This is a genomic window from Flagellimonas marina, assembly GCF_042651185.1.
Taxonomy (GTDB): Bacteria; Bacteroidota; Bacteroidia; order Flavobacteriales; family Flavobacteriaceae; genus Flagellimonas; species Flagellimonas marina.
In genome coordinates, this window is the sequence record NZ_JBHSCL010000004.1 from 837,656 (window position 1) to 856,648 (window position 18,993).

The following is an 18,993-nucleotide window of genomic DNA, read 5'->3' on the forward strand; positions in this document are numbered from 1 at the left end:
GAGATTTCTCACGTTTGTTCGAAATGACAATATAATTTGAATTTAATCACATCGAGCGCAGTCGAGATATGCATTAAGCCCTATACCAAACTCGAACTGACCTCAGCGTTAATCAAAATAACTAAAGGTCTCACCATCTTTGATGGTCAATAGGGTTTCATAAATTAAACGGATAACATTTTCCACATCGTCTTTATGAACCATTTCTACTGTAGTATGCATATAACGCAATGGCAATGAAATCAATGCAGAGGCTACACCACCATTGCTATAGGCAAATGCATCGGTATCCGTTCCGGTATAGCGGGAAGCCGCCAATCGCTGGAAGGGTATCTTTTTAGCTTCCGCAGTTTCCAAAATACGTTCCCGAAGCTTGTTCTGTACCGCCGGGGCATAAGACACCACTGGGCCAGAACCAATCATGGTTTCCCCTTCTTTCTTTTTATCAATCATAGGGGTAGTGGTATCATGGCACACATCGGTAACAATGGCTACATTGGGCTTAATGGTCTGGGTAATCATTTCGGCACCACGCAATCCAATTTCTTCCTGCACAGAATTGGTAATGTACAGTCCAAAAGGCAGCTTTTGTTTGTTCTCGTGTAGCAGACGGGCCACTTCGGCAATCATAAAGCCACCAACACGGTTGTCCAACGCACGGCAAACAAATTTGTCTTTGTTCAAGATGTGGAATTCATCGGGGTAGGTGATAACACACCCCACATGAACGCCCATTTTTTCCACTTCTTCCTTGTCTTTGGCACCTATATCAATAAAAATATTCTCAATTTTCGGGGTTTCCTCCTTGGCCTTGTCCCGGGTATGGATGGCTGGCCACCCGAAAACTCCCTTCACAATGCCATTTTTGGTATGGATATTCACCCATTTAGACGGCGCAATTTGATGATCGCTACCTCCATTTCTTATGACATAGAGCAGTCCATTATCAGTAATATAGTTGACATACCAAGAAATCTCATCGGAATGGCCTTCGATGACCACTCTGTATTTTGCATCAGGATTGATAACAGCAACCGCGGTCCCGTAGGTATCCGTAATGAAATCATCTACGTACGGTTTTAGGTACTCCATCCAAATTTTTTGCCCTTCCCATTCATAACCTGTAGGAGAGGCATTGTTTAAGTATTTTTCAAGAAACGTAAGCGATTTGTCATTGATAATTTTTCCTGCTGCCATGTGATTGATTTAGTCCACAAACATACTAATATTCACTTTTATTTAATAACCAAATCTTAGCTTTATCCTTACTTTTGGCAAGACTTTTGAGAAATGGAACAAATGCGAAGCACAATTTTTCTTGTTGGTTTTTTGGTATTTCAGGCCATTGGATTTTCGCAGGAGATTGAAAATGATTCTGTTGTAAATCCAAACGATTCCATTGCGGATTATTATGTCCGTTTTGAGGGGGATTCCATTCTACATAGTTCCATTGAATTGGAAGAAGTCTATCTTTTTGGTAGATTGGAATTTGCCAACCGAGATGAAAGAATTCGGTACCTTATCCTTAAAAGAAAGACGTTGAAAGTATACCCCTACGCTAAATTGGCTGCTGAACGATTGGTTGAACTCAACGATAGTCTGAAGCATATTAAAAAACGACGGCACCAAAGAAAATATACCAAGAAAGTTCAAAAATTCATTGAAGAGGAATTTTCTGAAGAGCTCAAAAAACTCACACGCACCGAAGGTCAGATTTTAGTGAAGTTGATATACCGTCAAACAGGAACTACCGCATTTGATTTGGTAAAAGAACTTCGGAGTGGGTGGCGTGCTTTTTGGTACAATACCACAGCCAGCTTGTTCAAAATAAGCCTTAAGGAAGAATTTCATCCAGAAAGCATACATGAAGACTACTTGATTGAGGATATTCTACAGCGTGCCTTTGCAGCCAATCGGTTGGAACGACAAGAATCGGTATTGGATTACGATTATGCCCAGTTGAGCAATAAGTGGAAAAATGCTTCTTCGGAGTCGAAGAACTAGTTCTTGGATTTCTTCTTGCCAAATACCGCATCCATGACAATGTTTACGGACCGGAATCCTAAATAAATGGCCAATCCACCAAACAGAATTCCCAAAATCAATACAGGAATGAAAAGAGGGTTATCTTCATTTCTAAAGGCTTGGTAGATTAAAAATGGACCTAAAAACATGGCGGCCACCGTGTAGCCAAACGATTTTAAACCTTTTACCAAAAGTTCCTTGTCTGTTCGCTTCATGGGACCAAAGTAGGAATATTAGCTTATATTTAGCGGGTATCGTATAAAAATTGACCATGGAACTACTCGTTTTGGGCGTGGTGGTGCTTTTTATTATCGTGGCAACGGTAAAGTTTAAAATGCACCCTGTTTTTTCCTTGACATTGGCAGCTGTAGCATCAGGATTTCTACTGGGACTTACTCCCAAAGATATTATGACCACTATTTCAGAAGGGTTTGGAAAAACGCTATCTGGAATAGGTTTGGTCATTGCTTTTGGAACCGTCATTGGCATCTATTTGGAGAAAACAGGAAGTACCCAGGTCTTGGCCAATAGCATTTTAAAGCTAATCGGTTTAAGGCGTTCCCCTTTGGCCATAAATTTAGCGGGATTTGTAATCTCTATTCCTGTATATTGTGACTCTGGGTTTATTATCCTTTCCTCCTTGAACAAGGCTATCAGTAAAAAAACGGGTATTCCGGCCACAGTTTTTGCCATTGCGTTGGCCACGGGGTTGTACTCAGCCCATGTGTTTGTGCCACCCACACCCGGACCTTTGGCTGCTGCAGCCATTATGGAAGCTGATTTAGGTGTGGTAATGACCTTGGGGCTTTTGGTGGCCATACCGGTATCTATCTCGGGGTATTTTTGGGCACGATTTATTGGAAAATCCCTCAAAGAGGATGAAACCACCGAAGCCATGCAAGAAAAGGATGAGGTCCAATCTACGGTTAAACCGTTCCAAGCTTTTCTACCCTTACTGGTTCCCATTATTTTGATAGCCATGAAATCCCTCGTCAATTACCCAACCTATCCCTTAGGAGAGGGTTGGTTATTTATGCTATTTGATTTTCTGGGAAGTCCCATTATTGCGTTACTGGTTGGGGTGTTTTTCGCTTTTTCCCTTGGTAGAAGCTTTCCCTCTAAAGAAAAACAAGGGTGGGTGGCGGAGGCCTTCAAACAGGCGGGTGCCATTGTTTTGATTACGGGGGCAGGTGGTGCTTTTGGCGCTATTTTACGGACTATTGATGTGGCCTCTCTCATCAATTTGGAATCGGGTTCTGGGGTAGGTGGCCTTTTGATAGCTTTTGTAATTGCAGCCGTCTTGAAAACCGCCCAAGGTTCTTCCACAGTCGCTATCATTACTACTTCGGCCATAATAGCTCCCTTATTGGAAACATTTGGATTATTGTCCATAACCGACAAGGCACTGGCCGTTTTGGCTGTTGGAGCAGGAGCCATGACGGTTTCCCATATCAACGACAGTTATTTTTGGGTGGTATCCCAGTTTTCCAACATCAATGTAAAAACTGCACTGAGGGGCCACACCTTGGGAACCTTGGTACAGGGTATTACGGGCATTTTAATGATTTTGGTATTGTATTTTGTGATGTAAGGACGAAAGCTTATTCAATGGTGATGCTCTGGGAATATTCTTGTACCACTGCGAAATAGCCCAGCGCAAATTCATTGGGAATGTTGACATTGTCAAAGAAGTCGATATTATCCAATTCTGTTACATCAAATATGTTTCCCCGAACTGTAGCCACCGGAGTTTCGAACACCCCAAAATTATCTTCAGTTTGTTCAATGAGTAGGTTCATATAATTGTAAAATGACTGGTCTGCACCCAATAAACTGATGGTAAGCTCCTGGCCTGGCTCAAATTTTTGTTCGTAGAAGTAGGAAAACTTAAATTGTTGGCCTTGAATAAATTGATCATCCGCGGTAACGAAATTCCCAAATCCCATATCGAACACATAATAGTTGGTCCTATCCGGATTGTCTGTAAATGTTATGATAACCTCAGTCTCATCCTCGTTGAACAATGTTTCGTCACCAATTTCAATAGCGTCAATGGGTACAGTAGGTATATAGGTTGTACTGGCGTAGTAGCGTTTGTCTTCCCATGTAATTTGAAGCAAAATTTCCTCGCCTTCCAGGCTTTCCATATAATCACGGGAACGAATAGCTTCATAAACCCCAGAACCGGGGTTATCATAATCAACTAGAACAGCACCGGCTAATGTAATCTGTTCCAAATTGGTCACGGGTACTTCACCGAAGAAGGAGTTAGTTAGACTAACTTTAACCCGTAGGGTTACAAAGTCTGAATTGGGGTTGACACGCACCAGGGCATTTACGATAAGTCTAGGGTCTTCTTGTGGAACCTCTACCTCAACAACATCCTCGCATCCCCAAAAGAAAAAGGTACTACAGATTACCAGATATTTGAACCGATGGTTTCGCAAAAGTTGTTTATTGAATGGTTAGGTTTCTTGAAAACTCCTGTACCACTGCAAAATAACCCAAAGCATAGTCGTTGGGTCGCTCTACGTTATCGAAAATATCAATGTTGTCTAGTCCAGTAATATCAAATACATTTCCCCGAACAGTGGCCACTGGCGTTTCAAAAACACCGCCATTGTTCATAGTCTGTTCTACCAATAGATCAATGTAATTATGAAAATCTTGATCAGCTCCCAAGATGCTTACCCTTATCTGTTGACCCGGTTCAAGTTCATTGTCGTAGAAGTAGGAGAACGCAAATTGTTGCCCCATAAAAAACCTATCATCCAATGCTTGAAAATTGCCGAAACCAAAATCAAAAACATAGAAATTGGTGTGGTCGGGATTATCTGTTAAAGTGACAATTACTTCGGTTTCGTCTTCGTTAAAAAGGATGTCATCACCTTGTTCCAAATTATCAATGGGAACTGTGGGTGCATATTCGGTTTGGGCGAAATAAGATTTGTCCCTATGGGAAATCTGCAATATAAAAACGGTTCCCGGTTCAGCACTTTGTGTCCTTATGCGCTGGTCCGATGAGAAGTTGGGGTCTGGGACATAAATTCCGGTACCAGGTTCTTCCTCGGCGAGAGAGGAGAATGCTAAACTATCAAATTCTCCAAACTCATTGGGAATGCCATAGGCAATTACGGCACTTTCTGCTTGCGTGGGCGGGTTATCTTCAAAAAAATTGCTGGTTTCCCGCATGGCTATCCTAACATCAATGAACTCTTGGCTTTTGTCTACCCGCAAAAGTCCATCAACAATAAGCCGTGGCTCAGTTTCTGGTAGGTCAACATCCACAACATCTTCACATGAAGTGAATATTAAAAAAGCCCCTATAATGACGACTACTTTTTTCATGCGCTAGAATCTAAAATTATAGGTTACTGCTGGAATTATGCCAAATATCGAAGTTCGAATCGCTTCGTTTCGCCCCGTGTCCTCGTTCTCCCTAAAGTTAATGGAAGCTGCATTTCTTCTGCTATAAAGATTGTAAATACTGAACACCCATTCGGACTTTACTTTTTTACGCTCATTTCTTTTTGGGGTCAATATGGCCGATACGTCCAGTCGATGGTAGTCAGGAAGTCGCTCTTTGTTGCGAAGCCCGTAGTAGGGTACTGTCAGTCCTTCGAACTCAAATTGCCCAACCGGATAGTTGGTAGGTTGTCCGGTTTGATAAATGAAATTGGCATTAAAGTTCCATTTCTTATTGAGGTTATAGCTTGCATAAACGGAAAGGTCGTGCCTTTTATCATAAGGTGTGCTGTACCATTGACCTTGATTGATTCCTGTCTCCAAATCAGAGCGACCAGTATCAATTCCGAGGGCCCTAAGATCTCTTGGAGGGGTTCTTTGTTCTGATTTTGACCACGTATAGGCCAGCCATCCGGTCAATCGTCCTTCATTCTTTCGAATCAAAAACTCAAGCCCGTAAGCGCGAGCTTCACCGTTTAATATGACCCGTTCAATGGCTTTGTTGGCAATAAGATTTGCGCCATCAATGTAGTCTATTCTGTTCTGGATATCCTTATAAAAAGCTTCGGTTTCAAAACTGTAGTCACCATCTTTGATATTTCTAAAATAGCCCACGGCAAATTGATCTAACAATTGTGGATCCACAAAAGGACCACTGGGAGTCCAAACATCCAAGGGCGTAGGCGAACTGGTATTGGATAGCAAATGAAGATACTGAGCCAAGCGCGTATAACTGGCCTTGATGGAACTTTTACCCTTAAAATTATACGAAGCGGAAATCCTTGGTTCTAGGTTGAAAAATTTCTTTAGGGTACCACCTCTTCCTGGGTTGATAGTGTCTATCGGCGTGGCCTCTTGGTAAACGAGCGTAAAAGGGTCAAACACAACTGGATTGTTATTTTCATATACGTAGAACTCATCCTGTCCCAATCGGTTAAACTGACTTGCCCGTAACCCATATTGCATGCTAAGGTTTTCGGTGATTTGGTGTTCGATATCGATATAAATGGCATTTTCATTGGCGTATTTCTTGGTGATTTGTTCTTCCACAATGCCAGAATCGGGGCTATTCGGTTTAATCCGTCCTGGATTGAACACATAGTAGGTGTTGTTTAATCCGTAATTGAGTTGAAGCTTGTCATTGATGTAATGTTTAAGATCGTACTTTAGGTTGAAGTTTTGGATGCCTGAATCCCATTCAAATCCCACAAAATCAAGCTCTAAGCCATAATAATAATCGGAATAGATAATGGACAGGTTCGAGAACAACCTATCAGAAAACAAATGGTTCCAGCGAAAATTCCCAACAGCGTTCCCATAAGTATTTACAAACCTATCACTAATGCTGAACAGGTCACGTCCAAAATATCCTGAAAGAAAAATGTTGTTCCTATCATTGATCTTATGGTTGATCTTGGCATTCAGATCATAGAAATATGCCTTATTGTCGACATCAAAAAGTGGAAGGAATAAATGGGCATAAGAAGCTCTTCCCCCTACCAAAAAAGCGGTTCTGTCTTTTTGAATGGGTCCTTCCAGCAATAATCTACTGGCTACGGCACCAATGCCCCCGTTTACCTTAAAATCTTTGCTGTTTCCTTCTTTTTGAAAGATTTCGAGTACAGAGGAAACCCTTCCACCGTACCGTGCTGGAATACCGCCCTTAAATAGCTTTACATCCTTAATGGCATCTGGGTTGAAGACCGAGAAAAAACCAAATAAGTGGGATGTGTTAAAAACGGTGGCCTCATCCAATAGAATGAGGTTTTGGTCCGCTGCGCCACCCCGTACATTGAATCCAGATGAAGCTTCACCGGCATTGGAGACTCCTGGTAAAAGCAGGAGAGATTTTATAACATCTGCTTCTCCAAGCACCACAGGAATTTGTTTGATGGTCTGCACGGCCAGGGTGTTGACGCTCATCTGTGGTTTGCGGATATCCAACCGTTCCACATCATCGGTAACCACAACCTCTTCGAGTTCTTCGGCTTCTTCCAACAAGTTAAAATCCCGTTTGATATTGGAATTTAGGTTGATGATCTCGCGAATATCCTGAAAACCCAAATAGCTGACCACTAGGGTATATTCCCCTTCAGGAAGGGTGATGGAATAAAAACCATATTCATTTGTGGTAACACCTGTTTTGAGTTCGGGAAATGCAATAGTGACGCCTATCAAGGTTTCATTACTATTGGCTTCAGAAATGGTGCCACTAAGCGTAAACTTTTGTTGGGCTTGGGCAAAAACACCGAAAAGGAGTAGGCCAAGGCTGAGGACAAAATGTCTATTCGGCATTTTTTAGATTTTCCTAAAAATACACATTAAATATTGAGTGGGAAAACCTAAATAGCCCCAGCACAAAATTTTATTTTGTGCTGGGGCTAAAGTTACTTTTACGCTATGGATTCAAGTATTTTGTTGAGGGTTTCACTGGGGCGCATTGCCTTGGAAGCCTTGTTGATTTCTGGTAAATAATAGCCTCCAATATCCACTGCTTGCCCTTGGGCATCAATCAATTCTTGGGCTATTTTGGTTTCATTGGCGGATAACGCTTCATACACTTTTCCAAAAGTGGTTTTTAATTCTCCATCCTCATTCTGATGGGCCAATTGTTCCGCCCAATAGAGCGCCAAATAAAAATGACTTCCTCTAGTATCCAGTTCGTTCACCTTTCTGGAAGGAGACTTATCGTTATCCAAGAATTTCTCGGTGGCCTTATCCAAAGCATCGGCTAGGACCAATGCCTTTTTGTTTTTGTTCTTTTCGCTGTAGAACTCCAAAGAAACTCCCAATGCCAAGAATTCACCTAAAGAATCCCAGCGCAAGTGACCTTCTTCCAAAAACTGTTCAACGTGTTTGGGGGCAGAACCTCCCGCTCCGGTCTCAAAAAGACCACCACCATTCATTAGCGGAACAATGGAGAGCATTTTTGCACTGGTACCCACCTCTAAAATAGGGAAGAGGTCAGTTAGATAATCACGTAGCACGTTTCCAGAAACAGAGATGGTATCTTTCCCATCCTTGAGGCGTTTCAAGGTAAATTTGGTGGCTTCAATAGGGGAGAGGATTCTAATGTCCAATCCTGCGGTATCGTGATCTTTCAGGTACAGATTTACTTTTTTTATCAACTCAGCATCGTGAGCACGGCTATCGTCCAACCAGAAAACGGCAGGAGTATTGGTGGCTTTTGCACGTCCGACTGCCAATTTCACCCAATCCTGAACCGGGGCATCCTTAACTTGGCACATTCTCCAGATATCGCCTTGTTCCACTTTGTGTTCAAGCAAAGTATCGCCCGTTGACTGACTCACCACTTTGACAATTCCATTGGTTGGAATTTCAAAAGTTTTATCATGGGATCCGTATTCTTCAGCTTTTTGGGCCATGAGCCCTACGTTAGGAACGGTTCCCATGGTAGCAGGGTCAAAAGCACCATGTTCTTTGCAGAAATCAATGGTGGCTTGGTATACGCCAGAGTAGCTGCTATCAGGGATAATGGCCTTGGTGTCCTGTAGTTTTCCATTTTTATCCCACATTTTTCCAGAATTACGGATCATGGCGGGCATGGAGGCGTCAATAATAATATCGCTGGGCACATGAAGGTTGGTGATTCCTTTATCGGAATTTACCATGGCCAAATCAGGTCCATTTTCAATGGTTTTCTGAATGGCACCTTTAATTTCTTTATGTTGATTTTCGGGAAGCTTTTCAAGTTTGTCAAACAAAGTTTCCAGACCATCATTGGCATCCACCCCAATTTTGTGAAGAGTGTCCCCGTATTGCTTGAAGAGTTCTTCAAAATACACTTTTAAGGCATGTCCAAATATGATAGGGTCGGAAACCTTCATCATGGTTGCCTTAAAATGGAGCGACAAGAGTAAGTTGTTTTTTCTTGCATCGGCAATTTCTTCGGCCAAAAAGTCAACCAATGCTTTTTTACTCATCACGGTAGCATCAATAACCTCACCTTTCTGAAGCGTAAGTTTGTCCTTTAGCACCTTTGAGGAGCCATCGGCAGTTACCAATTCAATCCTAACCTCATCCGCATTGGTAAGGGTCATGGATTTTTCATTTGCCCTAAAATCACCATGGGACATAGTAGCCACATGGGTCTTGGAGTCAGAGGACCATTCACCCATGGTATGCGGGTTTTTCATGGCGTAATTTTTTATGGCCTTGGGAGCTCTTCGGTCTGAATTACCCTCACGTAGTACAGGGTTTACAGCACTTCCTTTGATTTTGTCGTACTTGGCCTTAATGGCTTTTTCGTCATCATTTTTGGGTTCATCTGGATAATCGGGAAGGTTGTATCCTTTATTTTGTAATTCCTCAATGGCCTCTTTCAATTGTGGGATGGAAGCACTAATGTTCGGTAACTTAATGATGTTTGCTTCTGGAGTCTTTGCCAACTCACCTAAGATGGCCAGGTCATCTGGGACTTGTTGATCTTTGTTGAGAAATTCAGGAAAAACGGCTGCAATTCTACCCGCTAAGGAAATATCTTTGGTCTCGATGGTAATATTTGCAGTTTCGGTATAAGCTTTTACAATGGGTAGGAAGGATAATGTAGCTAAGGCTGGTGCCTCATCTGTTTTCGTATAAAAAATTTTGGCCATTTAAATGTATTTGTTTGAGCGGTGCAAATATACAATTTATGGATGGTGAACTGGTAATGAATTTTTTAAAAGTAAGCGGCAAATCTTGAAGAATATTTAAAAAACAAAAGCCATATCCATGTGCGAACATTGATATGGCTTTCCTAAAAGGACTAAAAGACTTGTCTTGTGTTGCTACAAAACCGCAATCCTAAGATTGCATCTGTTGCCCTTTAGACGTTTACTTTGCTTTATCCATTTGGTTTTGCAACCCAATTTCAATCCACAAAGTTTCCTGATAATTTCCTAAATCTTATCAAAACGGGAAATTGCTCTCCCATCCGCACATAAAATTTACGAATTCTCCTTGAGGCCCGCCGAAGCGTCTCCCCAATTTGAAATTCCTTTTGTGATCAGTAGTGTTACCAATTAAAAGGGAAACTTTCAGTTTTTAAAGAACGTCCACTTTAAAACGAAATATGATTTTGACTTGCATCACTCTCATATTTCTTTTACTAAAGTAGTTTAAAGAATCAGAAAAACAAATTTTATAACTGATTTAAAATCAACAATATATGAACCGGTGTTATTAACAATTGTTCATAAAAAAAGCACCTTGAAAAAGATGCTTTTTTGTATGCTTCGGGATGCTGAATTATCCCCTAATCTCTTTAATACGGGCCTTTTTACCGGTAAGACCTCTAAAGTAGAAGATTCGTGATCTACGTACTTTACCTTTTTTGTTTACTTCAATTCGCTGTAAGGCAGGCATGTTGATTGGGAAGATTCTTTCCACCCCAACGGTACCGGACATTTTACGAATGGTGAACGTTTCGGTGGCACCGCTACCTCTTCGTTGGATTACAACTCCTTTAAAGAACTGGGTACGGGTTTTTTCACCTTCCTTAATTTCATAGTACACGGTGATAGTGTCTCCTGATGAAAATTTTGGAAATTCTTTCTTTGGAACAAATTCGTCTTCAACAAATTTTATTAGGGATTCCATGGTTTGTTTTTTAATGTTTAGCAAGACCAACTTTCACGTATCTCGTCAGAGGTTGATTTTGAGATTGCAAAAGTAATGTAATATTTAGAAATAGCAAGGTGTTTTTTATTTTTTGAATCGCTTAATCATCATGTTGCCGCTTTTTCACCTGTTTTGCGGCAAACAACAACAATCCAATGGCAAAAAGGATATAGGGCAGGGGGTTTAAAATACTGCCGAGCGCATTGACTTTTACAATTGATTGGGCCCCATTTTGGGCAGAGAAGGTGGTTAGGAGTAAAGTGCCTAGGGAGAATATGATGGACAGTACACTGCCTAAAAACATGAGTAGGGTACCTGAGTTCCGTTGCTTGGACAGCAAAATGCCTGTTGCCAAAACCACAATCAGTTTACCAATGGCGTTCAAACCGCCTCCAATCATATAGTAAGCTTCATAATTTTCCATCGCGTTTATTGTAAAAGGTCCGGTCTTCTTTTTTGGGTTCGTTCCAAGGCTTGCTCCTCCCGCCATTTCTCAATCTTTGGGAAATCCCCACTCAATAGAATTTTTGGAACTTCCATCCCTTTGTATTCTGATGGACGGGTATACACGGGAGGTGCCAATAGATTGTCCTGAAACGTATCGGTGAGGGCAGAGGTTTCATCATTCAACACCCCGGGGAGTAACCTGATTACCGCATCGCATAAAACTGCAGCTGCCAATTCGCCTCCTGAAAGCACATAATCCCCAATGGAAATCTCGCAGGTCACATGCATATCCCGTACCCGTTGGTCCACACCCTTATAATGACCACATAAAATTATGAGGTTTTCCTTAAGGGAAATCTGATTGGCAATGCTTTGGTTCAGCGTTTCACCATCAGGAGTCATATAAATGACCTCGTCATATGTTCGCTCAGCTTTAAGATGGGAAATACATTTATCAATCGGCTCTATCATCATCACCATCCCAGCACCTCCGCCAAACTGGTAGTCATCGACCTGTTTGTAGTTGCCAGAAGTGTAATCCCTAAGGTTGTGAAGATGCACTTCAACCAAATCCTTTTCAATGGCTCTTTTTAAAATGGAGGCCTCAAAGGGACTGGTCAATAACTCTGGCAATACTGTGATGATGTCTATCCGCATGGGTATTGTTGAAAAATGCTTAGGCTTTTGAATTTTTCCAAAAGTAGTGAATGTAGCTGGCATCATTTTCCCACGATAAACGCTCGTACAGCTTTTGCGCAGGATTGTCCGAAGCAGTTTCTAAAGCTAGCCCTTTATAGCCCATTTCTTGGCAGTGCAATTTAGCCTGATTCAACAAAGCTTCGCCAACGCCTTTTTTCCGATGGTTTGGAGACACATAAAGGTCATTTAAAATATAAGAGGGTTGAAGGGATACTGACGAGAAGGTCTTGTACAGTTGGGTGAATCCTATGGGCTCTTCATCTTCCAGGGCGATAAAAATTACACTCTCATTATTCGCAAACCGTTCTTTTAAAAATCTGCGAGCCAATTCAAAATCTGATTTCTGTTTGTAGAAAACCCGATAAGCATCAAAAAGCGGAACAATGCGCTCCAAATCTGAAATGGTTGCCTTTTTGATGGTCATTGGGTCTAAATTTTAAAAGGCTCCCGTTCGGAAGCCTTGCTGTTATTTTTTCTGTTTGTTCAGTTCATCTTGCAACTGGCGGCTTATTTTTTGCTCACGCTCCAAAGCTCTTCGTCGGTGTTGCTCGTATTCTTGTTCTAGGTCGGCCAAGGCAGATTTGGCCTGTTGCGTTAAGAAATTGCTGTTTTTGAATCGGTAAATAAAGAACAGCAGGAACAGCAACAGCGCAAAAATAATGGACCATAGAATAAAATTGTAGGTGCCTTTGCTGATCAGGGCGCCAAAAAATGAAATACTGTCCTTTTCTTCGGTAACGGTATTCAGCTTATTGGTGGTATCCTGTAGTTTGGCATTGAGGTCCTCTATTTCGGCCTTATTGGCGGCTATGGTGGCCGATAAATCTTTTATGGCTTCATTGGCCGTGTTTATGGTATCAAAAATGTTGCTTTTTACCTCATTTAAACTAGCCAACCGAATCACTTCATAAGGAACACCATTCCCTGACCTGTAATTGGTGGACTTCCGTTCCATTTCTTCAAACTGACCCTTAATGGTCATATCTTGATTTTCGGAAGTTTCCTCTTCTTGGGCAAAGGATGAAAAGTAGGGTGCAAGTAGGGCTAGTGCAATTAAAAATCGTAAATGCTTCATGGTCAATATGTTCTCGTAAATAATTTAGATTAAGGGTAAGGCGAAATTACACCAATAAACCTAAAATCAAAAGAAAAACCCATTTACTGGACTTGTGTTCCCGCTTTTCCCAAATCTTTAATAATAGGTATAACGCCTAACCTTGGCAATATATTTCGCCAAACGAATAACTTGATGGGAATAGCCATACTCGTTATCATACCATATATAAAGCACTACACTTTTTCCATCAGCCGAGACAATGGTGGCCTTGCTATCATAAATTGATGGGGCAGAAGTGCCTACAATATCGGTGGAAACCAATTCATTGCTCAGGGAGTATTTGATTTGCTCCACCAAATCCCCTTCTAGTGCATATTTCTTTAAAATGGTATTGATACTCTCTTTGGAGGTTTTGTTCTTTACTTCTAAATGTAGAATGGCCAAAGAACCATTGGGTACCGGTACGCGAATGGCATTGGAGGTCAATTTTCCTTTTAATTTTGGAAGGGCTTTTGCAACGGCGGAGCCAGCACCAGTTTCGGTAACCACCATGTTCAGTGCAGCAGCACGGCCCCTTCGGTACTTACTGTGCATATTATCCACCAAATTTTGGTCATTGGTATAAGCATGGATGGTCTCTAAATGTCCTTTTTTTATGCCGAGGGAATCCTCAATCACTTTTAAAATAGGGGTTATGGCATTGGTTGTGCAGGAAGCCGCAGAGTAAATTTTGGTCTTGTCGGGATCAAAGTCAGTATGATTGACGCCGTGAACAATATTGGGCACCTCTTTTCCAGGAGCCGTTAAGAGAACCTTACTGGCTCCTTTGGACTCCAAATGTCTGGAAAGCGCCTCCTTGTCCCTAAATGCTCCAGTATTGTCAATTATCAATGCGCTATAGATCCCATACTTGGTATAATCGATATCTTCGGGTTTACTGGCGCTGATGAACTTTACAGTGGTACCATTAATAATCAAGGCTTGGTTTTTGGCGTCCACATCCACAGTTCCCATGAATTGGCCATGAACCGAATCTGTTTTCAATAGCGCAGCGCGTTTTTCCAAAACTTCCTCGTTTAATTCCCCTCTTACCACTACGGCCCGAAGTCTAAGTTGACTACCTCTTCCAGTTTTGGCCATGAGCTCACGTGCCACCAATCGGCCTATTCGACCAAATCCATAGAGCACTACATCTTTAGGTTTGATTTCCTTGGTCTGTTGGGCATCTTTAAGCTTGTCCACTACAAAGGCCTTAACGTTGAGATGCGTATTGTCATCGGAGTGGTATTCATAGGTCAGCTTTCCAATATCCAATTTGGCAGGGGGCAAGTTGATGTCATTGATGGCCCTTAATATTTCAACGGAGTCGAAAATGGAAATAGGTTTTTGTACAAATTCACCAGCATACTCATGAAGATTGATAATGTCGCTGACATTTTTATCGATGATTTGGTTTTTGAAGAGGACCACTTCAATGGCCTTGTCGTACCAGAGGTCACTTATGATTTTAATGAATTCGGTGGTTGCCTTTCGCCTATCGGCCTGAAAAGCAAGTTCTTTCTCATAGGATTTGATGTCTCCCATAGTTTTTGTTTGAATTTGTTTAGTAGTTGCGGGGCTAAATTAGTTATTTTCAAACGTTTTCGTAAACGAATTTAAGTACAAAAAAAGCACCCGAATTCGGGTGCTTTTAAGTGTGATTTCATCACTTTAACTAGAAGATCATGTGTTCCTTTTCACCATTTTCATTGATCATGGTAAAGCTGGTTCTTCCGTATTGTGAAACTTTGCCAAACTCTTCTTCGGCATCCTCAATATTGTCGATATCGGTATCGTTTACCTTAACAATGACTTTATTGCGCAGATCATAACGACTGTAGCGTTCTGGGACATCAATGATTTTTACGCCTTTTGAAACACCGAATTTCTTTTTGTCATCTTTGGAAAGGTTCTTCACCAAAAATCCGGTTGCAGGTAGGAGAACAGTCATTTGCTTTTTAAGGGTCACATTTTTGGTCATATTCTTGCCGTCCCTGTCAATAATGACTTTTACAACATCTCCTGGTCTTTTTGAAGAAAGATAGCCAGACAACTGAGAAAATTTATTCACCGTAATATTATCCACTTGTTTGATGACATCCCCAGATTGTAGACCGGCCTCTTCAGCTCCTGACTCCTCTGTGACATCTGATACATAAACACCTTCTAAGTCATCAATACCTAGCTCTTTGGCCACTTCTGGGTTAAGATCGCCACCTCGTATGCCCAAAAGTCCTTTTTGAACATTTCCATACTCCATAATGTCCTCGACCACTTTTTTGGCCGTGTTACTGGGCACGGCAAATGCATAGCCCACATAAGACCCAGTCTGCGAGGTGATGGCCGTATTAATACCGATTAAATCACCATTAGTGTTGACCAAGGCTCCGCCACTGTTTCCAGGGTTTACTGCAGCATCCGTCTGAATGAAGGACTGGGTTCTGCCCAACGAACGCGCTTTGGCACTTACAATACCAGCGGTAACAGTTGAGGTCAAATTAAATGGATTCCCTACGGCCAGCACCCATTCTCCAATCTTGGCATTATCAGAATCACCAAAAGCCAAATAAGGTAGTGCGCCTTCTGCATCAATTTTTAGCAAAGCAATGTCAGATTCGGAATCAGCGCCAATGACTTCTGCCTCGTAAGTTTTATTGTTATTTAAGGTAACCTGCAATTGGCTGGAGTTGGCAATTACGTGATTGTTGGTCACAATATAACCATCAGGGGAAATGATCACACCAGACCCTGAGCCCACTTGAGGGGTCTGCTGGCGTTCAAATCCATAAAAGAAATCAGAAAGGCTACTTGGCCCTTTGCTTATGGTAAGATTTTTAACGTGGACCACCGAGTTTACCGTTTTTTCTGCGGCCAAGGTAAAGTCCACCTCATTTATACCCGCTCCACTGGCCGAGGTCGGTAGATTACTTGTGGTGATGAACGGATTCTCCTGTTCTGAGGTTACCACTTTAAAATTGTCTTTTTCAAAAAATAATTTATAGGATCCCAATGTAATTGCGCCTGCAAATACGGACACTAGGAGCAAACTGGCTATTCTCTTCATAATTCAATATTTTTTTAACATTCAGTTTGAACAAAATTAAAAGAATTCATTTTTTGGCTTTGTCGGTTTAACGCCCTTTTAACTGCAAAAAATTCCTTAAAGAATACGCTATCTTTGTTCCTTTGTAGCGAATATGAAATTGCAGTTTTTCAAATATCAAGGAACGGGAAACGATTTTGTCATCATCGACAATCGCCAGGATACATTTCCCAAAAACAATACCAAACTGGTGGCACAGCTGTGTGATAGGCGTTTTGGGGTGGGAGCTGACGGTTTAATTCTGTTGGAGAATGACAAAATGTCGGATTTTAAGATGGTCTACTACAACGCGGATGGAGGTGAAAGCAGCATGTGTGGTAACGGTGGGCGGTGTTTGGTGGCCTTTGCCCATTATCTTGGTATTATTGGGGGCAAGACCACTTTTACCGCTGTTGACGGATTGCATGAAGCCACGATAGAAGGTAATCTAGTGAATCTTAAAATGGTAGATGTTGAGGAAATCCGTGAAAAACCCGCATATACTTTTTTGGATACGGGGTCTCCCCACCACGTTCAATTAGTTGAAGGGCTTCAAAAGTTTGATGTCCATAAGGAAGGCGCAAAACTTCGCTATGGGTTATACGGAAAAGCGGGGAGCAATATCAATTTTGTAGAGCAACAGAATGCAGATACATTTCAAGTACGTACTTATGAAAGGGGTGTGGAAGACGAGACCTATTCTTGCGGCACTGGAGTTACCGCTGTAGCTGTCGCCATGCACAAATTGGGAAAAACCAGCGCCAAAACTGTGCAAATCAAAACGCCTGGTGGAGATTTGTCCATCAGTTTTGAGCAAAACAATGGAAATTACACCAATATATATTTAAAAGGACCGGCCATTCTGGTCTATAAAGGAGAGATTGAATGTTGAACCTAAAAGGGAAACAGGTTTACCTAAGGGCCTTAGAGCCAACAGATTTGGAATTCCTATACCAATTGGAGAACGATACGTCCATTTGGGAGATCAGTGGCACCCTAAAACCGTATTCCAAAAAGGTGCTGCAACTGTATTTGGAGAATGCCCATCGGGATGTCTATGAGGTAAAACAACTGCGGTTATGTGTTTGCAATAAAGAAGATATCTGCATCGGTTTGATTGATTTATTCGATTTTGACCCAAAACACCGACGTGCTGGAATAGGAATTGTCATTTCCAATCCTGCTGACCGAAATAAAGGAGTAGGGGCAGAGGCCATCCAATTGATGTGCGATTATGCTTTTTCAACCCTTGACCTGCATCAGTTGTATGCCAATATTCTGGAAGACAATCAAGCTAGCATTCACCTGTTTGAAAAGCTTGGTTTTGAAAGAATCGGAGTGAAGAAAGAATGGATTCGGACTAGCGCAGGATTCAAAAATGAAATCATGTTTCAAAAGATACATACCAATGAATCTTAAAAAAGTACTTTGGGCCACCGCTATTTTGGGGCTTATTATCTGCGGTTTTGTCGCCTACCAGATTTATAGTGCGATTTTTAGCCCCAACACTCAGTTTAATAATGAGGAGGCTTATGTTTTTATCGCATCCGATGCCACTTTTTCTGAGGTGAAAGAATCTTTGGAACCTTTGTTGAATGATTTAGCCACGTTTGAAGCGGTGGCCAAACGAAAAGGATACGTTACCAATATTAAGGCGGGAAAGTATGCCATAAAGAAGGGGATGAACAACAATGAGATCATCAATACCCTCCGTAGTGCCAACCTACCTGTAAATGTATCGTTTAATAATCAAGAATCATTGGCATTATTGGCAGGACGTATATCGGAGCAGATTGAAGCCGACAGTCTTTCTTTACTGCAGGCATTCAACGACCCTGGATTTTTGAACGAAACCAGCTTTGATGAGGACACCAAACTGGGAATGTACCTGCCCAATACCTATGAATTCTTCTGGAACACCAGCGCAGAAGAATTTAGAGATCGTATGTTGAAGGAATATCAACGCTATTGGACTGAAGAAAGATTGCAAAAGGCCAAGAACCTTGGTTTGACACCTTCCCAAGTGATTGCGTTGGCTGCGGTGGTGCAAAAAGAAACGGCTAAAGTGGACGAGCGACCCCGAGTTGCTGGCGTATACCTTAATAGAATACGAAAGGGTATTTTACTGCAAGCGGACCCCACCGTGATTTTCGCTATTAAAAAACAGACGGGAAATTATGACACCATTATAAAACGAGTTTTGTACCGTGATTTGGAAATGGACTCCCCTTACAATACCTATAAATATGCAGGTGTTCCACCGGGTCCGATTACCATGCCCGACATTTCATCCATTGAGGCTGTTTTAAACCCCGAAAAACACGATTACCTCTACTTTGTAGCTGATGTTTCCAACTTCGGTTATCACAAATTTGCCAAAACTTTAGCGCAACACAACCGAAATAAGGTGCAGTACATCCAATGGTTAAATGCTCAGAAAGTGCTGCGATAATGTGCTTTACCGTTAATTTTCAGCACTTTGACGGATTTTAGGCCTTATTTAAGAAAATCTTAGGAGCTTTAAGGGAACCGTTAACATTACTCCCCCTATCTTTGC

General features: G+C 41.7%; 18 protein-coding genes. 5 read left to right on the top strand and 13 right to left on the bottom strand.

The features are described 5' to 3' along the window. Window positions 1–108 precede the first annotated feature (108 nt). The gene (locus tag ACFOWS_RS07340) at window positions 109–1,197 is read right to left on the bottom strand and encodes a M42 family metallopeptidase (protein WP_366589770.1); all 1,089 of its coding nucleotides are present in this window, start codon (window positions 1,195–1,197) and stop codon (window positions 109–111) included. 102 nt (window positions 1,198–1,299) lie between these two features. Between ACFOWS_RS07340 and ACFOWS_RS07345 the strand changes: the two genes are divergently transcribed. Further along, complete coding sequence (locus tag ACFOWS_RS07345; protein ID WP_379763276.1) at window positions 1,300–2,004, top strand: DUF4294 domain-containing protein; 705 nt, start codon at window positions 1,300–1,302, stop codon at window positions 2,002–2,004. On the opposite strand, the gene ACFOWS_RS07350 is transcribed toward ACFOWS_RS07345, so the two are convergent. Then, the gene (locus ACFOWS_RS07350; protein WP_379763277.1) at window positions 2,001–2,240 is read right to left on the bottom strand and encodes a DUF6095 family protein; all 240 of its coding nucleotides are present in this window, start codon (window positions 2,238–2,240) and stop codon (window positions 2,001–2,003) included. The genes ACFOWS_RS07345 and ACFOWS_RS07350 overlap by 4 nt on opposite strands. 56 nt (window positions 2,241–2,296) lie before the next feature. Here ACFOWS_RS07350 and ACFOWS_RS07355 point away from each other — a divergent pair, with 56 nt between their 5' ends. Then, window positions 2,297–3,616 carry a GntP family permease gene (locus ACFOWS_RS07355; protein ID WP_379763278.1) on the top strand — a complete coding sequence of 440 codons (1,320 nt, stop codon included), beginning with the start codon at window positions 2,297–2,299 and terminating at the stop codon, window positions 3,614–3,616. 10 nt (window positions 3,617–3,626) lie between these two features. Here the strand turns inward: ACFOWS_RS07355 and ACFOWS_RS07360 are convergent, their stop codons facing one another. From ACFOWS_RS07360 to ACFOWS_RS07410, 11 genes are all read right to left on the bottom strand, one after another. Continuing rightward, window positions 3,627–4,472, bottom strand: a complete 846-nt coding sequence (locus tag ACFOWS_RS07360; protein WP_379763280.1) for a DUF4249 family protein — start codon at window positions 4,470–4,472, stop codon at window positions 3,627–3,629. A gap of 7 nt (window positions 4,473–4,479) precedes the next feature. Beyond that, on the bottom strand, window positions 4,480–5,373 hold the full coding sequence (locus ACFOWS_RS07365; RefSeq protein ID WP_379763281.1) for a DUF4249 family protein: 894 nt from the start codon (window positions 5,371–5,373) through the stop codon (window positions 4,480–4,482). A gap of 3 nt (window positions 5,374–5,376) precedes the next feature. Further along, window positions 5,377–7,785 carry a TonB-dependent receptor gene (locus ACFOWS_RS07370; protein WP_379763282.1) on the bottom strand — a complete coding sequence of 803 codons (2,409 nt, stop codon included), beginning with the start codon at window positions 7,783–7,785 and terminating at the stop codon, window positions 5,377–5,379. A gap of 98 nt (window positions 7,786–7,883) precedes the next feature. Next, a complete protein-coding gene (locus tag ACFOWS_RS07375) occupies window positions 7,884–10,106 on the bottom strand; it encodes an NADP-dependent isocitrate dehydrogenase (protein ID WP_379763283.1) in 2,223 nt (740 codons plus the stop codon). 634 nt (window positions 10,107–10,740) lie between these two features. Further along, window positions 10,741–11,091: a 50S ribosomal protein L19 gene (gene rplS / locus ACFOWS_RS07380; RefSeq protein WP_379763284.1), complete on the bottom strand. Its 351-nt coding sequence runs from the start codon at window positions 11,089–11,091 to the stop codon at window positions 10,741–10,743. A gap of 121 nt (window positions 11,092–11,212) precedes the next feature. After that, window positions 11,213–11,602, bottom strand: a complete 390-nt coding sequence (locus ACFOWS_RS07385) for a hypothetical protein (protein WP_379764524.1) — start codon at window positions 11,600–11,602, stop codon at window positions 11,213–11,215. Beyond that, window positions 11,542–12,216: a tRNA (guanosine(37)-N1)-methyltransferase TrmD gene (gene trmD, locus ACFOWS_RS07390; protein WP_379763285.1), complete on the bottom strand. Its 675-nt coding sequence runs from the start codon at window positions 12,214–12,216 to the stop codon at window positions 11,542–11,544. The genes ACFOWS_RS07385 and trmD overlap by 61 nt, the downstream gene beginning before the upstream one ends. A 19-nt stretch (window positions 12,217–12,235) precedes the next feature. Continuing rightward, complete coding sequence (locus ACFOWS_RS07395; protein ID WP_379763286.1) at window positions 12,236–12,682, bottom strand: GNAT family N-acetyltransferase; 447 nt, start codon at window positions 12,680–12,682, stop codon at window positions 12,236–12,238. Window positions 12,683–12,724: 42 nt separating this feature from the next. Next, entirely contained in the window at window positions 12,725–13,333 is a 609-nt protein-coding gene (locus tag ACFOWS_RS07400; RefSeq protein ID WP_379763287.1) for a tRNA (guanine-N1)-methyltransferase, read from the bottom strand. A 117-nt stretch (window positions 13,334–13,450) separates the two neighbouring features. Further along, window positions 13,451–14,899, bottom strand: a complete 1,449-nt coding sequence (locus tag ACFOWS_RS07405; RefSeq protein ID WP_379763288.1) for a glyceraldehyde-3-phosphate dehydrogenase — start codon at window positions 14,897–14,899, stop codon at window positions 13,451–13,453. A gap of 130 nt (window positions 14,900–15,029) precedes the next feature. Beyond that, window positions 15,030–16,418, bottom strand: coding sequence for a S1C family serine protease (locus ACFOWS_RS07410; protein WP_379763289.1), 1,389 nt, complete (start codon window positions 16,416–16,418; stop codon window positions 15,030–15,032). Between the two features lie 133 nt (window positions 16,419–16,551). Between ACFOWS_RS07410 and dapF the strand changes: the two genes are divergently transcribed. From dapF to mltG, 3 genes are read left to right on the top strand one after another with little or no spacing between them, the layout of a single operon-like run. Next, window positions 16,552–17,328, top strand: a complete 777-nt coding sequence (dapF, locus tag ACFOWS_RS07415; protein ID WP_379763290.1) for a diaminopimelate epimerase — start codon at window positions 16,552–16,554, stop codon at window positions 17,326–17,328. Further along, window positions 17,322–17,855 (top strand): GNAT family N-acetyltransferase, encoded by a 534-nt coding sequence (locus ACFOWS_RS07420; protein ID WP_379763292.1) that lies wholly within the window; start codon window positions 17,322–17,324, stop codon window positions 17,853–17,855. Before dapF ends, ACFOWS_RS07420 begins: the two co-directional genes overlap by 7 nt. Beyond that, on the top strand, window positions 17,845–18,888 hold the full coding sequence (gene mltG, locus ACFOWS_RS07425; RefSeq protein ID WP_379763293.1) for an endolytic transglycosylase MltG: 1,044 nt from the start codon (window positions 17,845–17,847) through the stop codon (window positions 18,886–18,888). Before ACFOWS_RS07420 ends, mltG begins: the two co-directional genes overlap by 11 nt. Window positions 18,889–18,993 lie beyond the last annotated feature (105 nt).